21 protein-coding genes are annotated in these 21889 nt (G+C 66.9%); 6 read left to right on the top strand and 15 right to left on the bottom strand.

All coding sequences use genetic code 11. The features are described 5' to 3' along the window. Positions 1-18 precede the first annotated feature (18 nt). From AC2EAL_RS05030 to hmgA, 4 genes are read right to left on the bottom strand one after another with little or no spacing between them, the layout of a single operon-like run. Positions 19-969 (bottom strand): MBL fold metallo-hydrolase, encoded by a 951-nt coding sequence (locus AC2EAL_RS05030; protein WP_484723069.1) that lies wholly within the window; start codon positions 967-969, stop codon positions 19-21. A gap of 9 nt (positions 970-978) precedes the next feature. Next, positions 979-2244, bottom strand: coding sequence for a fumarylacetoacetase (fahA, locus tag AC2EAL_RS05025; RefSeq protein WP_484723068.1), 1266 nt, complete (start codon positions 2242-2244; stop codon positions 979-981). Continuing rightward, a complete protein-coding gene (locus AC2EAL_RS05020) occupies positions 2241-3092 on the bottom strand; it encodes an MBL fold metallo-hydrolase (RefSeq protein ID WP_484723067.1) in 852 nt (283 codons plus the stop codon). Before AC2EAL_RS05020 ends, fahA begins: the two co-directional genes overlap by 4 nt. Then, entirely contained in the window at positions 3089-4450 is a 1362-nt protein-coding gene (hmgA, locus tag AC2EAL_RS05015) for a homogentisate 1,2-dioxygenase (protein WP_484723066.1), read from the bottom strand. Before hmgA ends, AC2EAL_RS05020 begins: the two co-directional genes overlap by 4 nt. A 123-nt stretch (positions 4451-4573) precedes the next feature. Here hmgA and maiA point away from each other — a divergent pair, with 123 nt between their 5' ends. Then, a complete protein-coding gene (gene maiA, locus AC2EAL_RS05010; protein ID WP_484723065.1) occupies positions 4574-5203 on the top strand; it encodes a maleylacetoacetate isomerase in 630 nt (209 codons plus the stop codon). 61 nt (positions 5204-5264) lie between these two features. Then, entirely contained in the window at positions 5265-5729 is a 465-nt protein-coding gene (locus AC2EAL_RS05005; RefSeq protein ID WP_484723064.1) for a MarR family winged helix-turn-helix transcriptional regulator, read from the top strand. Positions 5730-5733: 4 nt separating this feature from the next. Here the strand turns inward: AC2EAL_RS05005 and AC2EAL_RS05000 are convergent, their stop codons facing one another. From AC2EAL_RS05000 to AC2EAL_RS04990, 3 genes are all read right to left on the bottom strand, one after another. Then, positions 5734-7086 (bottom strand): aminotransferase class III-fold pyridoxal phosphate-dependent enzyme, encoded by a 1353-nt coding sequence (locus tag AC2EAL_RS05000; protein ID WP_484723063.1) that lies wholly within the window; start codon positions 7084-7086, stop codon positions 5734-5736. Positions 7087-7108: 22 nt separating this feature from the next. Further along, complete coding sequence (locus AC2EAL_RS04995; RefSeq protein ID WP_484723062.1) at positions 7109-8590, bottom strand: aldehyde dehydrogenase family protein; 1482 nt, start codon at positions 8588-8590, stop codon at positions 7109-7111. A 65-nt stretch (positions 8591-8655) separates the two neighbouring features. Next, positions 8656-9447, bottom strand: a complete 792-nt coding sequence (locus AC2EAL_RS04990; protein ID WP_484723061.1) for an IclR family transcriptional regulator — start codon at positions 9445-9447, stop codon at positions 8656-8658. 140 nt (positions 9448-9587) lie between these two features. On the opposite strand from AC2EAL_RS04990, the gene AC2EAL_RS04985 reads away from it, so the two are divergent. Next, the gene (locus tag AC2EAL_RS04985) at positions 9588-10826 is read left to right on the top strand and encodes a Tm-1-like ATP-binding domain-containing protein (RefSeq protein WP_484723060.1); all 1239 of its coding nucleotides are present in this window, start codon (positions 9588-9590) and stop codon (positions 10824-10826) included. Here AC2EAL_RS04985 and AC2EAL_RS04980 read toward each other — a convergent pair. The 8 genes from AC2EAL_RS04980 to AC2EAL_RS04945 are packed head-to-tail and all read right to left on the bottom strand — an operon-like array spanning position 10823 to position 18706. Continuing rightward, complete coding sequence (locus tag AC2EAL_RS04980) at positions 10823-12442, bottom strand: AMP-binding protein (protein ID WP_484723059.1); 1620 nt, start codon at positions 12440-12442, stop codon at positions 10823-10825. The two genes, AC2EAL_RS04985 and AC2EAL_RS04980, sit on opposite strands and share 4 nt — an antisense overlap. Continuing rightward, positions 12442-12846, bottom strand: a complete 405-nt coding sequence (locus tag AC2EAL_RS04975) for a RidA family protein (RefSeq protein WP_484723058.1) — start codon at positions 12844-12846, stop codon at positions 12442-12444. Before AC2EAL_RS04975 ends, AC2EAL_RS04980 begins: the two co-directional genes overlap by 1 nt. Then, complete coding sequence (locus AC2EAL_RS04970; protein ID WP_484723057.1) at positions 12839-13252, bottom strand: acyl-CoA thioesterase; 414 nt, start codon at positions 13250-13252, stop codon at positions 12839-12841. The genes AC2EAL_RS04975 and AC2EAL_RS04970 overlap by 8 nt, the downstream gene beginning before the upstream one ends. Continuing rightward, positions 13249-14385 (bottom strand): acyl-CoA dehydrogenase family protein, encoded by a 1137-nt coding sequence (locus tag AC2EAL_RS04965; RefSeq protein WP_484723056.1) that lies wholly within the window; start codon positions 14383-14385, stop codon positions 13249-13251. Before AC2EAL_RS04965 ends, AC2EAL_RS04970 begins: the two co-directional genes overlap by 4 nt. Positions 14386-14443: 58 nt before the next feature. Continuing rightward, positions 14444-15256 (bottom strand): enoyl-CoA hydratase family protein, encoded by an 813-nt coding sequence (locus AC2EAL_RS04960; RefSeq protein ID WP_484723055.1) that lies wholly within the window; start codon positions 15254-15256, stop codon positions 14444-14446. After that, positions 15256-15687 (bottom strand): MarR family winged helix-turn-helix transcriptional regulator, encoded by a 432-nt coding sequence (locus tag AC2EAL_RS04955; RefSeq protein WP_484723054.1) that lies wholly within the window; start codon positions 15685-15687, stop codon positions 15256-15258. The genes AC2EAL_RS04960 and AC2EAL_RS04955 overlap by 1 nt, the downstream gene beginning before the upstream one ends. After that, positions 15684-16424, bottom strand: a complete 741-nt coding sequence (locus tag AC2EAL_RS04950; RefSeq protein ID WP_484723053.1) for an SDR family NAD(P)-dependent oxidoreductase — start codon at positions 16422-16424, stop codon at positions 15684-15686. Before AC2EAL_RS04950 ends, AC2EAL_RS04955 begins: the two co-directional genes overlap by 4 nt. Beyond that, positions 16421-18706, bottom strand: a complete 2286-nt coding sequence (locus tag AC2EAL_RS04945; RefSeq protein WP_484723403.1) for a bifunctional salicylyl-CoA 5-hydroxylase/oxidoreductase — start codon at positions 18704-18706, stop codon at positions 16421-16423. Before AC2EAL_RS04945 ends, AC2EAL_RS04950 begins: the two co-directional genes overlap by 4 nt. Positions 18707-18812: 106 nt before the next feature. On the opposite strand from AC2EAL_RS04945, the gene AC2EAL_RS04940 reads away from it, so the two are divergent. Genes AC2EAL_RS04940 through AC2EAL_RS04930 form a run of 3 tightly spaced genes read left to right on the top strand, consistent with a single transcriptional unit; the run spans position 18813 to position 21852 of the window. Further along, the gene (locus AC2EAL_RS04940) at positions 18813-19568 is read left to right on the top strand and encodes an enoyl-CoA hydratase-related protein (RefSeq protein WP_484723052.1); all 756 of its coding nucleotides are present in this window, start codon (positions 18813-18815) and stop codon (positions 19566-19568) included. After that, positions 19565-20677: a 3-hydroxyacyl-CoA dehydrogenase gene (locus tag AC2EAL_RS04935; protein ID WP_484723051.1), complete on the top strand. Its 1113-nt coding sequence runs from the start codon at positions 19565-19567 to the stop codon at positions 20675-20677. The genes AC2EAL_RS04940 and AC2EAL_RS04935 overlap by 4 nt, the downstream gene beginning before the upstream one ends. After that, positions 20674-21852 carry an acetyl-CoA C-acyltransferase gene (locus AC2EAL_RS04930; RefSeq protein WP_484723050.1) on the top strand — a complete coding sequence of 393 codons (1179 nt, stop codon included), beginning with the start codon at positions 20674-20676 and terminating at the stop codon, positions 21850-21852. The genes AC2EAL_RS04935 and AC2EAL_RS04930 overlap by 4 nt, the downstream gene beginning before the upstream one ends. Positions 21853-21889 lie beyond the last annotated feature (37 nt).

Here is a 21889-nt window from a genome sequence, read left to right as displayed (position 1 = left end):
CCCTCCCCCTTGTTCGCCTTAGCCCTGCAGCGCCGCCCACATCTCCAGATCGCGCTGGGCGGTCCAGATCCGGGGATGGCTGATCCCGCGCGCCTCGTCATAGGCGCGGGCCACGTTGAAGGGCAGGCAATGTTCGTAGATCGCGTAGTCCTTGAACTTCGGATCGCACTCCGCCCGGCAAGCGTCCCAGGCTTCCTTGAGACTGCCATTCCGCGCCGCGACCCGGGCGACGGGCTTGTAGGTGGACTCGACAAAATCCTTCGTCCGGTCCAGAGCCCCGTTCACCGCCGTCCGGCCCACGACGGCATCCCCCCGTCCCGGAGCAATCGCGTCCAGATCATAGGCCCGGATTGCCTCCAGCGTGCCACCCCAATCCACGAAATGTCCGTCGCCGCAGTAGCAGGCCGAATGCGCCTCGACGATGTCGCCGGTGAACATCACGTTCTGGTCGGGGACATGGATGACCGCATCCCCCGCCGTATGCGCACGGCCGAGCTGCAGGATGTCGACCCGGCGCTTGCCCAGCCAGACGGTAATCTTGCCGTTGAACGTCGTCGTCGGCCAGGTCAGGCCGGGGATGCTTTCATGCCCTTGAAACAGACGCGGAAAGCGCTGGAACTCGCTGTCCCAATCCTCTTGCCCCCTCTCCGCCACCATGTTCCGCGCGGCTTCCGACATGATGACCTGCGGGGCCTTGAAGGCCGATGCGCCCAGCACCCGCACCGCGTGGTAATGCGTCAGCACCACATGGCTGATCGGCTTGTCGGTCACCCCCCGGATGCAGTCGATCACCTTCTGCGCCAGACGGGGCGTCGCCTGCGCCTCGACCACCATGACGCTTTCATCCCCGATGATGACGCCCGAATTCGGGTCCCCCTCGGCGGTAAAGGCGTATAGGCCCTCGCCGATCTCGGTGAAGCTGATCTTCTTTTCCGCCAGATCGCCCTGCGAGGCGAATGCCTTTGCCATGTCCTGTCCTTACCTTGCGTAAGGGTCAGCCAGCGCCGGGATCACCTGCCCCGAGCACTCGCCAAACCCGATGGTATAGCCGTCGCCCCTGCACTGCCCGCGCAGGGTCAGGGTGTCGTTGTCCTGGATGAAGCTGCGGGTGCCGCCATCCACCGGGAACGGCTCCTTCCCGCCCCAGGACAGCTCCAACAGGCTCCCACGCGAGTCCTTCGTCGGGCCGGAAATGGTGCCCGATCCCAGCAGGTCCCCCACATTCATCGCGCAGCCGCTGGTCGTGTGATGCGCCAGCTGCTGCGGGGCGGAGTAGTACATCTCGGCATAGTTGGTCCGGGCGATCACTGTCTCCCGCCCGCCTTCAGGGGTCAACCCAACCTCCAGCGCGATGTCGTAAAGCATGGGCCGGGGTTCCTGCAGGTAGGGAAGCAGCGGCTTTTCCCGGGCCGGGGTCGAGGTGCGGAACGGCTCCAGCGCCGCCTTCATCACGATCCAGGGGGAAATCGTCGTCGCGGTCGCCTTGGCCTGGAACGGGCCAAGAGGCTGGTACTCCCAGGCCTGGATATCCCGCGCCGACCAGTCGTTCAGCAGGACATAGCCGAAAATCATCGCGTCGGCTTCCGCCACCGTCACCGGCTGGCCGTGGGTCGAGGGTTGGCCGACCACCGCGCCCATCTCCAGCTCGATGTCGAACCGGGCCGAGGGCGCAAAGCGCGGGGCAGCGTCGTCTGGACCCTTCAGCTGCCCCCAGGGACGGCGGACCGGAGTGCCCGAGACCACCACCGACGACGCCCGCCCGTTATAGCCGATGGGGATATGCAGCCAGTTCGGCGGCAGGGCATTCTCCGCCCCGCGGAACATGGTGCCGACGTTGAAGGCATGGTTCCGGCCTGCGTAGAAGTCGGTGTATTCGGACACCACAAACGGCATATGCAAGGCGACATCGGAAAGACGGTGCAGATAGAGTGCCGCCTCGTCCCGGGTATGTTCATCCGCTTCCAAACCAAAGATTCGTTGCAGGTCCTCCCGCAACGCAGCCCAGAGTTTCGGCCCGCCTGCCATGAACCTGTTCCATGACGGAACATCAAAGTAGGGGCCTTCATCCAGGACGATGAACAGTCCCTTCTCCGCCGCCGAGACGTTCAGCACGAAGTCCCCAATGGCAACGCCGCAGCGTGGCTCCTCACCAGGCAGCGAAAACACCCCGCAGGGCAGGTTGTTCAACGGGAACGGATGGTCCGGCGCGTTGGCGCTTTCGACCCAGGACCGTTTGAGCCTCATAGCGCTATCTCCATTCCGTCGCGCGCGACGATGACCGGCCCGGCATAGGCCACCCCGGCCCGCGCCTGCCACATGGCATCGGTGAAGGCCGGGTCGTCGACCGGGACCTGGTGGTTCAACACCAGCTTACCCGCCCCGGCCAAGGCCGCCACCTTGCCCACATCGTCGATCATCGTATGGCTGCCCACCAGATGCGCCCGCAGCTTCTCGCCCCCGCCCGTTCGGGCCAGGATCGCCTCAATCCCCTCGGGCAACAGCGCCTCGTGGACCAGGACATCCGCCCCCTCGGCAAAGGCGCCAAAGCCCGGATCAAAGACCGTGTCGCCGGAGAAGACTACCGTCTTGGTCCCCTCGAACCGGTAGGCAAAGGAATACTCCACCGGCGGATGCGTCGTCCGGTAGGCGCTGACCGTCAGCCCTTCGAACGGCACCACACCCGCATCGACCTCCACCACCTCGACCAGATCGGCCAAGGGCACCCGCCCGTCGTCCACCACCCGCAGATGGATGTCCATCGCCATCGCCGCCTGGAACCCGGCCCAATAGGCCCGCAGACCCGGGGGCCCATAGACCCGTACCCGATCCTTCCGCCCCGACACCCAGGCGGTGTGGATCAGCCCCCCAAGCTCCAGCACGTGGTCGGAATGCAGGTGCGTGACAAACACCACCGCCAGCCGGTTCAGCGCCACTCCAGCCTCGACCAGCCCCCGCGCCACGCCCAGACCTGCGTCGATGACGATGACCTGCCCGTCCAGCTGCAGCAACGAGGACGACGGCATCGACGCCCCCGCCCGCAAGGACGGGCCGCCCTTCACCCCAAGGGTCACGATCCGGTTCACTTCGGTCACTTGATCCCGGGCGTCCCGTCGAACTTCTTCTCCAGGGACCCCCAGCAGTCGATGTAATCCTCTTGCGCATGGCCGTTCGTGGCGGCCCATGGCGTCAGGTGCTGCGGGAAGCGGGTCTCGAACATGAAGCTCATCGTCTCGTCCAGCTTTTCCGGCTTCAAGGCGGCGTTCGAGGCGCCTTCGAACGCGTTCCGGTCCGGCCCGTGCGGGATCATGCAGTTGTGCAAGGACATGCCGCCCGGGACGAACCCCTTGGGCTTGGCATCATAGACGCCGTAGATGTTGCCCATCAGCTCGGACATGACGTTCTTGTGGTACCACGGCGGACGGAAGGTGTTCTCCGCCACCATCCAGCGTTCGCGGAACAGGACGAAGTCGATGTTCGCCGTGCCTTCAATCCCGGACGGAGCGGTCAGCACCGTGAAGATCGACGGATCAGGATGGTCGAACAGGATCGCCCCCACTGGGCAATAGGTGCGCAGGTCGTATTTGCAGGGGGCATAGTTGCCATGCCAGGCCACCACGTCCAGCGGGCTGTGGTCGATCTCGGTCACATGGAACATGCCGGCCCATTTGACATAGACCTTGGACGGGGCATCCCGATCCTCGAACGCCGCCACCGGGGTCTTGAAATCGCGCCGGTTCGCCATGCAGTTCGCGCCGATGGGCCCCCGCCCAGGCAGGGCGAATTTCTGGCCGTAATTCTCGCAGACAAAGCCCCGCGCCGGGCCTTCCAGCACCTCGACCCGGTAGACCAACCCGCGCGGCAGGATGGCGATCTCTTTCGGTTCCAGGTCGATGATCCCAAGCTCGGTGCAGAACCGCAGGCGGCCTTCCTGGGGCACGACCAGCAGTTCGCCATCGGCCGAATAGAAATACTCATCCTTCATCGACTGGTTGACCAGGTACATGTGGCTGGCCATGCCGGTCTGGGTCGACACATCCCCCGCCGTGGTCATCGTCCGCATGCCGGTGATCCAGGTCAGCGGCTCGGCCGGGACGGCGACCGGGTCCCAGCGGTATTGGCCGAGGCTCATGATTTCCGGGTCGATCAGCGGGGCGGATTTCCACAGCGGCACCTGGATGCGCTTGAACCGGTGCGTGTGCTTGACGGAAGGGCGGATGCGGTAGCACCAGGTCCGTTCGTTCTGATGGCTGGGCGCGGTGAAGGCGGTGCCCGACAGCTGTTCGCCGTAAAGTCCGTAGTTGCATTTCTGGGGCGAGTTCATGCCCTGCGGCAGTGCGCCGGGCAGCGCCTCGGTCTCGAAGTCGTTGCCGAAGCCAGGCATGTAGCCTTCATGCGGGCCGGCAACAGATGCCGCACGGATCATGCCCTTGGGCAAGGAATGACTGGTCATGCGATCCTCCAGGATGATGGAATGGCAACCGCGCCCGCAGCCGGGGTGGATGTTGATTCTACTTTAGTTGCGTATGCAACGAAGTCAAGATAAAGTTGCTTTGGCAACTATCTGGAGAAACCGATGCCTGAGACTGTACTTTATGATTACTGGCGGTCTTCGGCAGCCTATCGGGTGCGCATCGCGCTGAACCTTCTGGGGCTTTCCTACCGTTCGGTTCCGGTGGACCTGACGAAGGACCAGCAGACCCAGCCCGACAACCTGGCCCGCAATCCGCAGGGCCTGGTGCCCACGCTAGACATCGACGGCATCCGCCTGACCCAGTCGCTGGCGATCCTGGAGTATCTGGACGAGACGCGGAAGGCCGGCTGGCTGCCGAAGGACCCCTTAGAGCGGGCATCGGTCCGGGCGATGGCCTATGCCGTCGCCGTCGACACGCACCCCGTCTGCAACCTGCGCGTCGCCCGGCACGCCGTCAGCCTGGGCGCGACGATGGAAGGCTGGATGCAGCAGTTCATTCCGCTTGGCCTGCAGGGGTTGGAGGGGCTCTTGCAGCAGCATCCGGGCGGGCGCTACTGCCACGGCGACAGCGTAACGTTGGCCGACCTCTGCCTTGTCCCCCAAGTCTACAACGCCCGACGCTGGGGGGTGAACCTGCAGCCCTTCCCGCGGCTTTCCAGCATTGCCGAGCGCCTTGAGGCACTGCCCGCCTTCCAGGCCGCCCACCCCGACCGCGTCAAGCCCGCCGGATGACTTGGTGCGCACCGCCATCCCATGCTAAAGCACCCGCCAGCACAAGGGTTCCCTGCCGACAATGACCGACCGGACCAATGGCTTCGACCTTGAGGACTTCCTGCCCTACCTCCTGAACCAGGCGGCAGAGGCGACCTCGCACGGGTTCCAGGCGATCTACCGGGACCGTTACGGGTTCACCCGCACGCAATGGCGGGTCATGGCCAACCTCGGCAAGTTCGGTGCGATGACCGCCCGCGACATCTGCGCGATCAGCCATATCGAGAAGACCAAGGTCAGCCGCGCCGTCGCTGCGCTGGAAGAGGCCGGAATGCTGTCCCGCACCCCCAGCGAGACCGACCGTCGGGCCGAGGTGCTGTCGCTGACCCCGAAGGGCCAATCGGTCTTTGCCGAACTGGGTCAACTGGCCATCGGCTTCGACCAGCGGCTGCGCGAGACGCTGGGCGATGCCGAAGCCCAGACCCTGACGGCAATCCTCAAGCGCCTGGCCAGCCGCACGGCCCCGGCAACCGACCTGGACGACTAGCCCCTCAGATCGCCGCGAACCCGGCCTCCAGCGCAGCCAGGATCTTCGCCACATCTGCCTCGGTCACCACCAGGGGCGGCGACAGGATGATGTTGTTGCCCGACACCCTGACCATCACCCCGGCCTCATAGGTCGCGCGGTGGACCTTGCCGATCACCTTCTTGTCTATCGGAGCCTTCGTCCCCCGGTCCGCCACCAGCTCCAGCGCGCACATCAGCCCGTGCCCGCCGCGCACGTCGCCGATAACCTCATGCCGCGCCATCAGCGCCTGCAGGCCCGCATACAGCTGGTCCCCCCGCGCCGCCGCGTTTTTCTGCGGCTGGATGCGCTGCGTCTCATTCAGGCAGGCAATCGCCGCTGCCGCGCCCACCGGATGACCGGAATAGGTGTACCCCGACCCGATGGCCCCCTTGCCGCTGGTATCCTTCTCGAACACCTCGGCCATGGGTTCCGACACCATCACCGCGCCGAACGGGAAATACCCGTTGGTGATCGCCTTGGCCGAGACCAGAAGGTCCGGCTGCACCCCCCAGTGACGCGAGCCCGACCAGCTGCCCGTCCGCCCGAAGGCGGTGATGACCTCATCGGCCACCAGCAGGATGCCGTACTTGGAACACAGCGCGCGCACCCCAGGCATGAAGCTTTCATGCGGCGGGATCACCCCACCCGCGCCCAGCACCGGCTCCATGATGAAGGCGGCGATGGTGGAGGCGTCCTGGAACTTGATCTCGTCCTCGATGGCCGCCAGGCACAGCTGCGCCAGCCGCGCCGGGTCGGTCTCGTTGAATGGATTGCGGTAGGTGTAGGGCGCGGGAGTGTGGAAGCACCCCGGCATCAGCGGCTCATACTGCGTGCGGAAATTCGCGTTGCCGTTGACCGAGGCGCCCAGCGTATGCGTCCCGTGATAGCCCTTCTTCAGGCTCAGGAACTTCACCCGGCCCGCCTCGCCCCGGATCTTGTGATACTGCCGCGCCAGCCGCAGCGCGACTTCCACCCCGTCCGACCCGCCCGAGGTATAGAAGGCCCGCGTCAGCCCGTCGGGGGCGAAGAACTCCGCCAGCATCTCGGCCAGTTCGATGACGTTGTCGTTCGTCGTGCCCCGGAAGATCGAATAGTAGGGCAGCCGGTTCAGCTGCGCCGTGATCGCATCCTTCACCGGCTGGCAGGAATAGCCGAGGTTGACATTCCACAGCCCCCCCACCGCGTCCACGGTCCGGTGCCCGTCGACATCGATGATCTCCACCCCTTCCGCCTCGACGATGATGTCCGGCGGGTTCGCCAGGCTGTCCGCCGGATGCGCCATCGGATGCCAGAGGTGCCGCGCGTTGTTTTCCTTGAGGAAATTCGAATCCTTCATCGTCAGGCTCCTTGGACTTGGATCACAGCTTCACCCAGGCGGTTTTCAGGTCGAGGTATTTGTCGAACGCGTGCAGCGACTTGTCATGCCCGTTGCCAGACTGCTTGACGCCACCCAACGGCACCGTCAGGTCCGACCCGCCATAGGTGTTCACATGGACGAGGCCCGCGCGGATCTTCCGCACCATCCGATGCGCCCGCGACAGGTTCGCCGTCCAGACCGCCGCCGCCAGCCCGTAGGACGTGCCATTGGCCAGCGCCACGGCCTCCTCCTCGGTATCGAAGGGCGTCACCGTGACCACGGGGCCGAACACCTCCTCGCGGAACACCCGATCCTCCGGCCGCGCGTCCGCAACGATGGCCGGGGCCATGTAGAACCCGCCCGTCTCCTGCAGGATGCGGTCGCCGCCGATTACCTGCCGGCCCGCCTCCCGCGCCTCCGCGACAAACCGCAGGTTCTGCTGCAACTGCCTGTCCGAGTTCACCGCCCCCGCCTGCGTCGCGCCGTCCAGCGGATCGCCGACCTTGATCTTCGCCGCCTGCGCCGAAAGCTTTTCCACAAAGGCCGCGTGCACGCTGCGTTCGACCAGAATCCGCGACCCGGCAATGCAGACCTGCCCCGAGTTCCGGAAAATCCCCATCGCCGAAACCTTCGCCGCCTCATCCAGATCCGGCGCATCGGCAAAGACGATGTTCGGCGACTTGCCCCCCAGCTCCAGATAGACCCGCTTCAGGTTCGACCGCGCCGCCGCCTCCATCAGCCGCCGCCCGGTGGCACCCGACCCGGTGAAGACCAGCACATCGACATCCATTGACTCGGCAATCGCCGCGCCCACCACCGCACCTTCGCCGGTGACCACGTTGAACACGCCCGGCGGCAACCCGGCCTGCAACCCCAGCTGCGCGACCCGCACCAGGGTCAAGGACGCCGTCTCGGCCGGTTTCAGCACCACGGTGCAGCCAGCCGCCAGCGCCGGGCCGAACTTCCACGCCCCGATCATCAGCGGGAAGTTCCACGGCACGATGGCCCCCACCACCCCCGCCGGTTCGCGATGCACCAGGCCCAGGAAGGCCGGGTCGGTCGGGGCGATCTCGCCGTGCAGCTTGTCGATCGCCTCGGCGTAGTAGCGCACCGTCGCCGCGGCCGAGCCCGGTTCTGCCTTCAGCGCCATCCCGATCTCGGTGCCGTTTTCGCGCACGCCCAGCACGGCGAGTTCGACCGCATGGGCGTCGATCAGGTCGGCCCATTTCAAGAGGATCTTCTTCCGCGCCGCCGGGGCCATGTCGGACCATCTACCATCGTCAAAGGCGCGGCGGGCGGCGGCGATGGCGGCCTCGGTATCGGCCTTCGTGCCCCGGGCATAGGTCGTCAGGGTCTGGCCGTCGATGGGCGAGACCACCGTCAACGTCTGCCCGTCCGACGCCGGGACCGACTGCCCGTCGATCAGGTGCAGGAACGGCTCAAGAGGCGCCTTGCGCAGGGCGTCGATCTGATTCTGGCTCATTACGGTTCATTATTGCCACCACTGGTAGCTATTATGCACCGGACCTCGCCATGGGTCAATCCGACTCAGGCCGGGACGAAGCGCGCCGCCACGCTGCGGAAGGCGGCGGGCACGCGGCCGCCGGAATTGACCGTCAGCTTTTCCGCCTCCACGAACAGCGCCGCGATGATCTGCTGGCGCAGGTCATTGGTCATCCGGTGCGCCGGGGTGGCCATCGCAATCGCCCCCGTCGCCTCGCCATCGCTGTCGAAGACCGGCACGGCGATGCCATAGACGTCGTCCTCGGCGGTCTGGTCGGCCTCGGCAAAGCCGGTCAGGCGGATCTCCTCCAGCCGCGCCCTTATCACGCCCGGGTTGGTGATCGTGCGCGAGGTCCGGGCCACAAGCGGCTCAGCCAGCACCCGATCCACCAGTTCGGGCCGCGAATAGGCCAGGACCGCCAGGCCCGAGGCGGTGCAGTGCAGCAGAAGCAGCTCTCCGGCCACCAGCGACACCCGGCTGCCCCGGTTGCTTTCGCTGATCCCGATGGTCGCCAGTGCCCGCCCAGACAGCAGCGAGGCATGAGCCGTCTCCCCCAGCCGCGTCGACAGCGCCTCCAGCGATTGCTGGAACAGCGCGGACACCGGAAACGCCGTCTCACGCACCCGGGCAAGCCGCAGCACCCCCGCCCCCAACCGGTAAAGCCGCGCATCGCCCCGCTTTTCCAACAGGCCAGCGTCGCACATCACCCCCAGCATCCGGTGCACCGTCGCCTTGTCGACCCCCGACCTGCGCGCCAGTTCGGACAACCCGATCTCCGGCTCGGCTTCCGAGAAGTAGTCCAGCAAGGACAAGGCCTTGGCGACAGTGGTGGACATGGCAGCTCCAACGATACCCGAAGCGCCCCAAATCCGTTGACGGAGCGGTGCAGGGCGATTATTCTTGAACCACTGGTGATTATATTGAACCCAATACGCGCGTCAACGCGGAACTGGGTGCACCGGCAGGGGGAAGAGACATGACGAAAACCATCCTGGTCATCGGCACCTTCGACACCAAGGCCGACGAACTCGCCTACCTGATCGGCCGGATCACGGCGCAAGGCGGCAAGGTGCTGGCGATGGATGTCAGCATTTTGGGCGAGGCCAAGACCCACGTCGACGTCACCAAGCACCAGGTCGCTGCCGCCGCCGACACCACCATCGACGCGCTGATCGCCCTAGGTGAAGAAGGCGAGGCCTTCGCGCAGATGAGCGCAGGCGCCGCCATCCTCACCCGCAAGCTCCACGCCGAGGGCCGGGTCCACGGCATGATCGCCTTGGGCGGCACGATGGGCACCGACCTCGCGCTCGACTGCGCGCAGGCCCTGCCCTTGGGCGTGCCGAAATACATCGTCTCGACCGTCGCGGGATCGCCGCTGATCGCCGCCGAGCGGATGGCGGCAGACGTCCAGTTCATCCTCTGGGCCGGGGGCCTTTACGGGCTCAATCCCCTCTGCAAATCCTCGCTCAGCCAGGCCGCCGGGGCCGTCCTTGGTGCCGCGCAGGCCGTCGAACCCCCGAAGTTCGACCGCCCCCTGATCGGGATGACCTCGCTCGGCTCCTCATGCCTGAAGTACATGAAGCGCCTGCACCCGGAACTGACCAAGCGCGGCTATGACATCGCGGTCTTCCACACCACCGGCATGGGCGGCATGGCCTTTGAACGGCTGGCCGCCGAGGGCACCTTCGCCTGCGTGATGGACTTTTCGCTGCAGGAACTGGTGAACATGCTCCACGGCTCGCTCGTCAGCGCCGGGACCGACCGGCTGACCGGCGCGGGCCGCAGCGGGACGCCGCAGCTGGTGGCCCCGGGGGCCGCCGACATCCTGGACCTCGCCGGATGGCAGCCGATCCCGCCGCGTTTCCAGGACCGCCCGTTCCACGAACACAACCGCCTGATCAAAAGCGTCGGCTTCAACGCCGACGAACGCCGCGGCCTCGCCCAGGCCATCGCCGACCGGCTGGCGCAGGCGAAAGGCCCCACCCACTTCTTCCTACCCAAAGGCGGGATCGAGGAATGGGACAAACCCGGCGAAGCCGCGCATGACCCCGAGGGCCTTGCCGCCTTCACCGAAGCCGCCGAACGCGAGTTGAAAGGCCGGGTCGACCACACCGTCCTCGACTGCCACATCAACGACGCGGCCTTCTGCGACGCGGTGCTGGCGAAGCTCGACGAATGGGTCGCCGCCGGGATCGTCCCCAAGGGTGCGGCCTAGGCTTTCCCGCGCAACTGGAACCGCTGGATCTTCCCGGTCTGCGTCTTCGGCAGCGCCGCTGTGAACACCACGCTCCGCGGATACTTGTAGGGCGCGATCACCTTTTTCACGTGGTCCTGCAACAGCTTGACCATCAGCGCATCGCCCACCTGCCCCGGCGCCAGCACCACATGCGCCTGCACGATCTGGCCGCGCTCCTCATCCGCCAGCCCTACCACCGCGCATTCCAGCACGGCCGGATGCGACAACAGCGCCGCCTCCACCTCGGGCCCTGCGATGTTATAGCCCGCCGACAGGATCATGTCGTCCGACCGGGCGGCAAAGTGGAAATGGCCGTCCTCGTCCTGCCAGAAGCTGTCCCCCGTCAGGTTCCAGCCGTCCCGGACATAGGCCGCCTGCCGCTTGTCGGCGAGATACCGGCACCCCGTCGGCCCCCGCACTGCCAGCCGCCCGACCTCTCCCCGAGGCTTCTCCCGCATCTCGTCATCGACGATCCGTGCCTCATACCCCGTCACCGGCTTCCCCGTGCAGCCGGGCCGGTGGTCGTCGAAGCGGTTCGAAATGAAGATATGCAGCATCTCGGTCGCACCGATCCCGTCCAGCATCGGCTTGCCGGTCTTCTTCTGCCACTCCTCGTACACCGGAGCGGGCAGCGTCTCCCCCGCCGACACCGCCGCCCGCAGGGACGACAGGTCCGCCCCCTCATCCATTGCCTTCAGCATCACCCGATAGGCCGTGGGCGCGGTAAAGCAGATCGTCGCGCGATGTTCCTGGATCATCGCAACCATGTTCGGGGGCGAGGCTTGCTCCAGCAGCGCCGCCGCCGCGCCGAACCGCAGCGGGAACACCGCCAGCCCGCCCAGACCAAACGTAAACGCCAGAGGAGGGCTGCCGATGAAAACGTCCTCAGGCGTGACCCCCAGCACCTCGCGCGCATAGCCGTCGGCGATGATGAGGAGGTCGCGGTGGAAATGCATCGTGGCCTTCGGCTCGCCCGTCGTGCCCGAGGTGAAGCCCAAGAGAGCCACATCGTCGCGGCCCGTCTTCACCGCCTCGAACCGCACCGGCTTTTTCAGCGCGACCCGATCCAGCTCGGCATCGTGGTTCGCCGTGCCGTCAAACCCTACGATGGTCCGCAGGAAGCCACTGTCCTTGCCGCAGGCGACCAGCTCCTCCATCAGCCGGGTGTCGCACAGCGCATGGCTGATCTCGGCCTTGTCGACGATCTTGGTCAGCTCGCCTGCCCGCAGCATCGGCATGGTGTTCACCACCACCGCCCCCGCCTTGGTCGCCGCCAACCAGCAGGCCACCATCGCCGGGTTGTTGGCGCTGCGGATCAGCACCCTATTGCCGGGCTTGACCCCGTAGTCCTCGACCAGCGCATGAGCGATCCGGTTCGACCAGTCCGACAACTCCTTGTAGGTCCGGCTGCGCCCGTTGCCGATCAGGGCGGTGTGGTCACCGAACCCCCGTTCGACCATGCGGTCGGTCAGTTCCACGCCGACGTTCAGCCAGTCGGGATAGTCGAACCCCGTCGTGTCGATCACTGGCCAGTCCGCGGGCGCGGGCAGGCGGTCGCGGGCAAAGCTGTCGACATGTCCAGTCGGTCCAAGCATCACTTGCCCTCCTTCGGAATGACGGCGGTGGCCTCGATTTCCACCTTTGCCCGGTCCTCGACCAGCGCCACGACCTGCACCAGCGCCATCGCCGGGTAGTGCCGCCCGATCACCGCCTTGTAGACCGCGCCCAGCTCTTTCAGACTGCCCAGGTATTCGCGCTTGTCGGTGACATACCAGGTGAGCCTAACCAGATGCTCCGGCCCCGCCCCGGCCTCGGCCAGGACCTCGACGATGGACTTCAGCGCCTGTTCCACCTGGCCGACAAAGTCATCCGTCTCGAACTCCTGCTGGGCATTCCAGCCGATGATGCCGCCGGTGAAAACCATGCGCCCCTCGGCGGCCATGCCGTTGGCGTAGCCCCGCGCCGGTTTCCAGTGCTTTGGGTGAAGGACCTCATGCATCCTGCGTCTCCCTGTAGCCTTCCAGCGCCGCCCGCATCTCCTTGGGCCAGGGCGCTGCGCGCATGCCGTCGATCCAGGCCAGCGTCATGCCCACCCGCAGCCGCAGCCCGTCGTCCCCATGCCCCTCGATCCACATCTTGACCGAGGACCCGCCGACCTTCTCGACCTGCAGCGTGAACCGCACCTTGTCGCCCAGGCGCGAGGGCTTCTGGAACACCGCCTCCATCGCCACGGTCGGCACGCCGTTCGACGCGCCGTTGTGCATCTGGGCAAAGGACCGGCCCACCACATCGGCAAAGAAGTTCTCGATGACCGAGTTAACCATCTCGAAATAGCGCGGATAGAAGACGATACCCGCCGGGTCGCAATGGTTGAACTCGATCTGGAGGATCCGTTCGTAGGTCATCCCAGAAGGCTCCGCGCGATGATGATCCGCTGCACGTCGCTGGCCCCTTCGTAGATCCGCAACGCCCGGATTTCGCGGTAAAGGCTTTCGACGGCGAACCCCTGCCGGACCCCGTCGCCACCGTGCAGCTGCACCGCCATGTCGATGACCCGCTGCGCGGCTTCGGTCGAGTAAAGCTTCGCCATCGCCGCCTCACGGCTTACGCGCTGCGCGCCTTGGTCCTTCACCCAAGCCGCCCGGTAGACCAGCAAAGCCGAGGCATCGATCTCCAGCGCCATATCCGCCAGATGCCCCTGCACCAGCTGCAACTCCGACAGAGCCTGCCCCTGGATGCGCCGCCCCTGCGTCCGCGCCAAGGCCTCATCCAGCGCCCGCCGCGCAAAGCCCAAAGCCGCCGCGCCCACGGTCGAGCGGAACACGTCCAGGACCGACATGGCGATCTTGAACCCCGCGCCGGGCTTGCCGATCAGCGCCGCCTCCGGCAGCTCCACCCCATCCAGCCGCAGATGCGCCAGGGGATGCGGGGCCATCACTTCGATCCGGCTGACCACCTCCAGCCCCCTGGTCGCCGCGGGCAGCAGGAAGGCCGACAGCCCCTTGGCGCCAGGGGCCTCGCCCGTCCGCGCGAAGATCACGTAGACATCCGCGATCCCGCCGTTCGAGATATAGGTCTTCTCCCCCGACAGCCGCCAGCCGCCCTGCACCCGTTCCGCCACTGTCGCCGTCGCCGCCACGTCCGACCCCGACCCCGGTTCTGTCAGCGCAAAGCCGGAGATCGCCTGCCCTGCCCGGGTCCGCACCAGCCACTCCCGCTGCTCCGCCGTCCCGAACAGGCTGACTGCCCCCATCCCCAGCCCCTGCATCGCAAAGGCGAAATCGGCCAACCCGTCATGCCGCGCCAGCGTCTCGCGGATCAGGCAGAGGCTGCGGACATCCAGCCGCTCCCCCTCAGCCGCACCCGAATGCCGAAGCCACCCCCCAGCGCCCAAGGCCGCAACGAGCCCCTTGCAAGCCGCGTCCACATCGGCATGCGACACCGGCAGGTTTGCCGCGCACCATGCCTCCAAGGCCTCCGCCAACTCCCGGTGGCGGGGCTCGAAGAACGGCCAATCCAGAAAACTGCGATCGCTCATTTCATCTGTCCACAAATATCCTCCGGGGGTCCGGGGGTGGAAAACCCCCGGTCCGCCGTCAATCCCCCCGAAACACCGGCTGCTCCTTGGCGACGAAGGCCCGATAGGCCCGCTCGAAGTCCTTGGTCTGCATGCAGATCGCCTGGGCCTGCGCCTCGGCCTCGATCGCCTGCTCCAGCCCCATGTTCCATTCCTGGTTCAGCTGCGTCTTGGTGATGCCATGCGCAAAGACCGGCCCCGCCGCCAGCTGCCGGGCCAGCGTCATCGCCGCCTCGTCCAAAGCGTCCGGAGCATGCAGCGCATTCCAGAAGCCCCACCGCTCGCCCTCTTCGGCGCGCATGACCCGGCCGGTGTACAAAAGCTCCGCCGCCCGCCCCTGCCCGATGATCCTGGGCAGCATCGCGCAGGCGCCCATGTCGCAGCCCGCAAGACCCACCCGCGTGAACAGGAACGCGCATTTCGCGCCGGGAGTCGCCAGCCGCAGGTCGGACGCCATCGCCATGATCGCCCCCGCGCCGACGCAGACCCCGTCCACCGCCGCGATGATCGGTTTCCCGCAGGAAATCATCGCCTTGACCAGATCGCCAGTCATCCGGGTGAAGGCCAAGAGCTCCTTCATCTCCATCCCGACCAGGGGGCCGATGATGTCGTGCACATCGCCGCCCGAACAGAAGTTCCCCCCGTTCGACCCCAGCACCACCACATCCACATCCGTCGCATAGACCAGTGCGCGGAAGGTATCGCGGAGTTCCGCGTAGCTCTCGAAGGTCAGCGGGTTCTTCCGCTCCGGCCGGTTTAGCCGCACTGTGGCGATGCGGTCCGTCACCTCCCACAGGAAATGGGCGGGCTTCAATCCGGCAAGTTCCGTCATCACGTCCCCCTCATCCGCTTGAGGATATCGGTCAGCACATCCAGATCCGCCTCGGACAGCCCGCCGAAAATGCGCGAGACCTCGGCCTCGTGCCGGGCCGCCAGCCCTTCGAACTGCGCCAGCCCCTCGGGCGTCAGCGCCACATGCACCGTGCGCCGGTCGGTGTCGGACGGCGTGCGGCGCACCAGGCCATCGGCCTCCAGCCGGTCGACCACGGCGGTCGCATTGCCGTTCGACACCAAAAGCATCCGCGACAGCTCGCTCATCGTCACCCCGTCGCGACGACGGTAGAGCGCGGCCATCACGTCAAAGCGGGGCAGGGTGGTCTGGTGGTTCACCCGCAGGAATTCGCGCAGCTCGGATTCGGCGGACCGGGTCACGCCCAGAAGGCGGATCCACAGCTTCAGGCGGCGGCGGGCAAGGTCGTTCATGCCTCACCCCCGGTGATCGGCAGCGCGGCGCCGTTGATCCCTTCCGACCCCGGTCCGCACAGGAACAGCGCGGCGGCGGTGACCTCGGACGGCTGATACAGCCGGTTCTGCGGCGACATCGCTTCGAGCGCCTGCCGCGCCTCGGCCAGGCTGCGCCCGGTCTTCTGGGCGATGACCTCGACCGAATGGTCGGTCATCGGCGTATCGAGGAACCCTGGGCAGATCGCGTTGACGGTGACCGGTCCCTTCGCCACCTCCAGCGCCAGGGACCGGACGATCCCCACCACGCCGTGCTTGGCCGCCGCATAGGGCACGATCTTGGCATAGCCCTTCAGCCCCGCCGACGAGGCCACGGCCACCAGCCGCCCCCAACCGGGCATCTGGCGCAGGCCTTCGCGGAAGGTCAGGAAGACCCCGGTCAGATTGACCGCAAGCATCGCGTTCCACTGGTCCAGCGAGGTCTTGTGCATCGGCGCCGAATCCGCCGCGCCCGCATTGGCGATCACGATATCCACCGCCCCCGCCGCCGCGAACATCGCGCGGACTGATCCCTCATCTGTCACATCCCCCTGCACCGCACGGATGCGCGGAGACTTCGCCGCCACCGCGTCCAGCGCCGCCAACCGGCGGCCGGTGACGACCACCTCGGCCCCCGCTGCGGCAAAGCCCAGCGCCAGGTCCTCCCCCGCGCCGGACCCGCCGCCCGTGATCAGCACCCGTTTGCCTGCATGGATCATGCCCGGATCTGCGCCTCCTGCCGTTCGCGCAGCCGGAACATCAGGTCCCTGCCGCCCTTGTAGGGCGCGGGCCAGTCGGCCTCGGTATCGCCCTGCGCCACGGCAGCATGCAGCGTCCAGAACGGATCGGCCAGATGCATCCGCGCCAGGCACACGAGGTCGGCCCGCCCCGCCATCAGGATGCCGTTCACCTGGTCATAGTCGCTGATGTTGCCCACCGTCATCGTGCGGATGCCGGTCTCATTGCGGATGCGGTCGCTGAACGGGGTCTGGAACATCCGGCCATAGATCGGCTTCTCCGCCGGGTCGGTCTGGCCCGAGGAGACGTCGATGATATCCGCCCCCGCCGCATGGAACATCGCCGCGACCTTGACCGCCTCGTCGGGCGTCACGCCGCCCTCGATCCAGTCATGCGCGCTGATCCGCACGCTCATCGGCTTGTCCTGGGGCCAGACGGCACGCATCGCTGCAAAGACCTCCAGCGGATAGCGCATGCGGTTCTCCAAGGACCCGCCATATTCATCCCGCCGCTTGTTGGTGATGGGAGAGATGAAGGTCGCCAAGAGATAGCCGTGTGCCGCGTGCATCTCGATCATGTCCACCCCGGCGCGGGCGGCCATTTCGGTCGCAGCGACGAACTGCACCTTCACCAGGTCCATGTCCGCCCGGGTCATCGCGCGCGGGGCGGCGTTGGCGGGCTTGTAGGGGATGGCGCAGGCCGCCATCGTTGGCCAGTTGCCGTCGGGCAGCGGCGCGTCGATGCCACCGTCCCAGGGCACGCAGGTCGACCCCTTGCGCCCGGAATGGCCGATCTGGATGCAGAGCTTCGCCGTCGTTTCCTGATGCACGAAATCGGCCAGCCGCTTCCAGGCGGCCTCGTGTTCCGGCGCATAAAGGCCCGGGCAGCCAGGGGTGATCCGGCCTTCGGGCGACACACATGTCATCTCGGTATAGATCAGCCCCGCACCCCCCGCCGCGCGGCTGGCGTAATGCATGAAATGCCAGTCGTTCGGGCAGCCATCCACCGCCTTGTACTGCGCCATCGGCGACATCACGATGCGGTTCTTCAAGGTCATCCCGCGCAAGGTCAGCGGCGCGAACATCGGGCGTCGACCCGGCTTGCCGCCTTCGCGCGCCTGGAACCAGTCCTCGGCGCCTTCGAGCCAGGCCTTGTCACGCAGGCGCAGGTTTTCGTGGCTGATCCTCTGGCTGCGGGTCAGCAGCGAATAGGTGAACTGCGTGGGCGGCAGGTCGAGGTAACGTTCCACCTCCTCAAACCACTCCAGGCTGTTCCGCGCCGCCGACTGCAGGCGCAGGACCTCGATCCGGCGTTCGTCCTGATAGCGCTGGAAGGCCGCCTGCAGCGTGGGTTCGGAATGCAGATACTCGGCCAGCGCAATCGCACTGTCGAAGGCCAGCCGCGACCCCGAGCCGATCGAGAAATGTCCCGTCGCCGCCGCATCGCCCATCAGGACGACATTCTCGTGATACCACTTCTCGCAGATCACCCGCGGGAACTGGATCCAGACCGCCGAGCCACGCAGGTGGGCGGCGTTCGACATCAGGTCATGTCCACCCAGATGCCGTTCGAATATCCTGCGGCAGGTCTCGACCGTGTCCTCCTTCGACATGTCGGCGAAGCCTAGCTTGTCCCAGGTCTCGGGCAGGGTCTCGACGATGAAGGTCGCGGTGTTGTCGTCGAACTGGTAGGCATGCGCCCAAACCCAGCCGTGTTCGGTCTTCTCGAAGATGAAGGTGAAGGCGTCGTCGAACTTCTGGTGCGTGCCCAGCCAGACGAACTTGCACTTGCGGATGTCGATGTCGGGCCGGAACACCTGCTGGTATTCGGCCCGCACCAGGCTGTTGATCCCGTCGCAGGCCACGACCAGGTCGTAATCCTTGCGATACTCCTCGGCCGACTTGAACGTGGTCTCGAACTCCATCCGCACGCCCAATTCCCGCGCGCGGGCCTGCAGCAGGATCAGCATCTGCTTGCGGCCGATCCCGGCAAAGCCATGCCCGCCCGACACCGTGCGCACGCCGTCATGCACCACCGCGATGTCGTCCCAATAGGCAAAGTTCGCCCGGATCGCGTCGGTCGAGACGGGGTCGTTCTTCTGCATCCGGCTCAGCGCGTCTTCCGACAGCACCACGCCCCAACCAAACGTGTCGTTGGCCTTGTTCCGCTCCAGCACCGTCACGTCATGCGCCGGATCGCGCAGCTTCATCGAAATGGCGAAGTACAACCCCGCCGGCCCCCCGCCCAGGCACAGAATCTTCATCACCGGGTGCTCCTTGCTGTTGGGCGAAGTTTGACACCAACCCCGATAATTTCAAGCTTAAAACTTTTAGGCTTGAAAAATTTCCGGCTTCTTCCAAACTGCCGCCATGGAACACCTTGTCGAAACCCGGGAGGGCGCGTGGACGCGGCTGGTCATCAACCGGCCCGCCGCCCGCAACGCGCTGAACACGGCACTGCTGGCCGATCTTGCGGCCACACTGCTGCGGCTGGCCGATGACCCCGCCTGCCGCGCCGTCCTGATCCACGGGGCCGAGGGCAACTTCGCCGCCGGGGCCGATATTGCCGAGATCGAGACGAAGACCGCCGCCGACGCTGCCACCGACCCCCGCAAGGCGCATTGGGCCGCGATCCGCGCCTTCCCCAAGCCTTTGGTGGCCGCCGTCGAAGGCTTCGCGCTCGGTGGAGGCCTGGAACTAGCGCTCATGGCCGACCTTCTGATCGCAGGTCCGACCGCCCGGCTTGGTCTACCCGAAACCAACCTCGGCCTGATCCCCGGCGCGGGGGGCGGCCAACGGCTGATGGCCCGCATCGGCCCCGCCCGCGCCGCGCGGATGGTCCTGCTGGGAGAGATCATCGACGCCGAAACCGCCTTCGCCTGGGGCCTTGCCTCGCACTTGGCACAGGACGCCGTGACCGAAGCCGCCACTCTGACGGCCCGCCTCGCTGACCGCGCCCCCCTGGCCCTGATGGCCGCCAAGGCTGCCCTTGTCGCCGGGGCCGAATCCGCGCTGGCCCTAGCCCAGGAACGCGAGGCGTTTGAATCGCTCCTCGACAGCGCCGACAAGACCGAAGGCATCCGCGCCTTCCGCGAAAAGCGCAAACCGGGGTTCCAGGGAAAATGACCACCGTCGCCGTCATCGGCCTTGGCACCATGGGCCTTGGCATCGCCCAGGTCTTCGCCGCCGCCGGCTACACCGTGCTGGCCACCGACAGCCACGAACCCGCCCGCGTCACGGCCCTCGACCGCCTCGCCGCCTCACTCGCGCCAAGAGTCGAAGCTGGCAAACTGACCCCGGAAGACCGCGACGCCATCCTCTCCCGCCTGACCATCGTCGACGGCCCCGAAGCCATGGGCAATGCGGCCCTCGCCATCGAGGCGGTCATCGAACAGCTGCCCGCCAAGCAGTCCCTCTTCGCCGCGCTAGAGCGGGTAATGGCTCCCGACGCCATCCTCGCCACCAACACCTCTTCCCTCTCCGTCGCCGCCATGGCGCAGGGCCTTGAACACCCCAACCGCCTCATCGGCCTCCACTTCTTCAACCCCGCCCCGGCGATGAAGCTGGTGGAACTCGTCGCCCATCCCGGCACCGCACCTCAGGCCCTCGACACTGCCCGCACCCTGATGCAGCCCACGGGCAAGACCCTGATCGACTGCCCCGACCGCCCCGGCTTCATCGTCAACCGCTGTGCCCGGCCCTTCTACGGCGAGGCGCTGGCGCTTATGGAAGAAGGCCGCACCCCCGGCGAGATCGACGCCGCCATGGTGGCCGCAGGCTACCGTCTCGGCCCGTTCAGCCTGATCGACCTGATCGGCGCTGACATCAACCTTGCCGCGACCGAAGGCCTGAACCGCGCCATGGGCGGCCATCCGCGCTATCACGTCTTCGACGTCCTCCGCGCCCAGGTCGCCAGCGGCAACCTTGGCCGCAAGACCGGACGCGGCTTCGTCCACCCCGACCCGCTGCCCTCCGCCCCCGCCGACGCCATCACTTTGCGGATCGAGGCCACGCTGGCCAATGAAGCCGCCTGGCTCCTCTCCGAAGGCGGCACCACCCGCGACGGCATCGACACGGCACTGAAACTCGGCCTCAACCTGCCGCGCGGCCCGTTCGAATGCCTTCAGGCCCACGGCCCCGCGACGATCGCCGCCGAACTTGCCCGCCTGGAACGCAGCGCGCCCCCGCAGCTGAAAACCCGCTACCTGCCACCCCCGGACGGACCCATCGCATGACCAACGACGTCTTCCTTTGCACCATGCGCCGCACCCCCATCGGCCGCTACGGCGGTTCGCTCGCAACAATCCGCCCTGACGACATGGCCGCCCATGTCATAGACGGCCTCCTCGACCTGTACCCCGGTCTTGCCGTCGACGAGGTCATCCTCGGCTGCGCCAACCAGGCCGGTGAGGACAACCGCAACGTCGCCCGCATGGCCGTCCTCCTCTCCCACCTGCCCGACACTGTCCCCGCCCTCACCGTCAACCGCCTCTGCGCCTCGGGCATGGACGCGGTGATCGCCGGGGCGCGGGCCATCCGTGACGGGGCCGAACTCGTCATCGCGGGCGGCGTCGAAAGCATGACCCGCGCGCCCTTCGTGATGCCCAAATCCGACACCGCCTTCGCCCGCCAGGCCGAAATCTACGACACCACCATCGGCTGGCGCTTCATCAATCAGCGCATCGCCAAGGCCCACGGCACCCATTCCATGCCCGAAACGGCTGAGAACGTGGCCGAAGACTACGCAGTTTCCCGCCCCGACCAGGACGCCTACGCCCTCCGCTCACAGGACCGCTACGACGCCGACTGGCACCGCTCCGACATCCTGCCGGTGACGCTTCGCTCCCGGTCCGGCGACACGGTCGTGGACCGCGACGAACACCCCCGCGCCACCTCGCTCGATCGCCTCGCTGCGCTCCCCACCCCGTTCCGCACCCCAGGCACCGTGACCGCAGGCAACGCCGCCGGGGTCAACGACGGAGCCTGCGCCGTCCTCCTCGCCTCGGCCAAGGCGGTCCGGGACCACCACCTCACCCCCCTCGCCCGGATCGGCCGTGCCGCTTCGGCTGGGGTCGCCCCCCGGATCATGGGCATCGGCCCCATCGCCGCTGTGGAACGCCTGGTCGCCCGGGGCGCGAAACCGCCTGCCGAACAGGACATCATCGAACTGAATGAGGCCTTCGCCGCCCAGGTCCTCGCCTGCACCCGCGCCTGGGGGCTAGAGGACGCCGACCCACGGGTCAACGCCAAGGGCGGCGGCATCAGCATGGGCCACCCCTTTGGCATGTCCGGCGCCCGCATCACCGCCTCCGCCGCCCGGCGTCTGGCGGAAAGCGGCGGCACTTCGGCGCTGGCCACCCTCTGCGTCGGCGTCGGCCAGGGCGTCGCGGTGGAACTGCTCGCGGTCTAAGCGGAACGGCTGACCTTGGCGAAAATCCTTCGAAGGA

The sequence above is a fragment of the Tabrizicola sp. T74 genome, from assembly GCF_057219935.1.
Note: the sequence above shows the minus strand (reverse complement) of the source record. Positions and strands in the feature narration are given on the sequence as shown.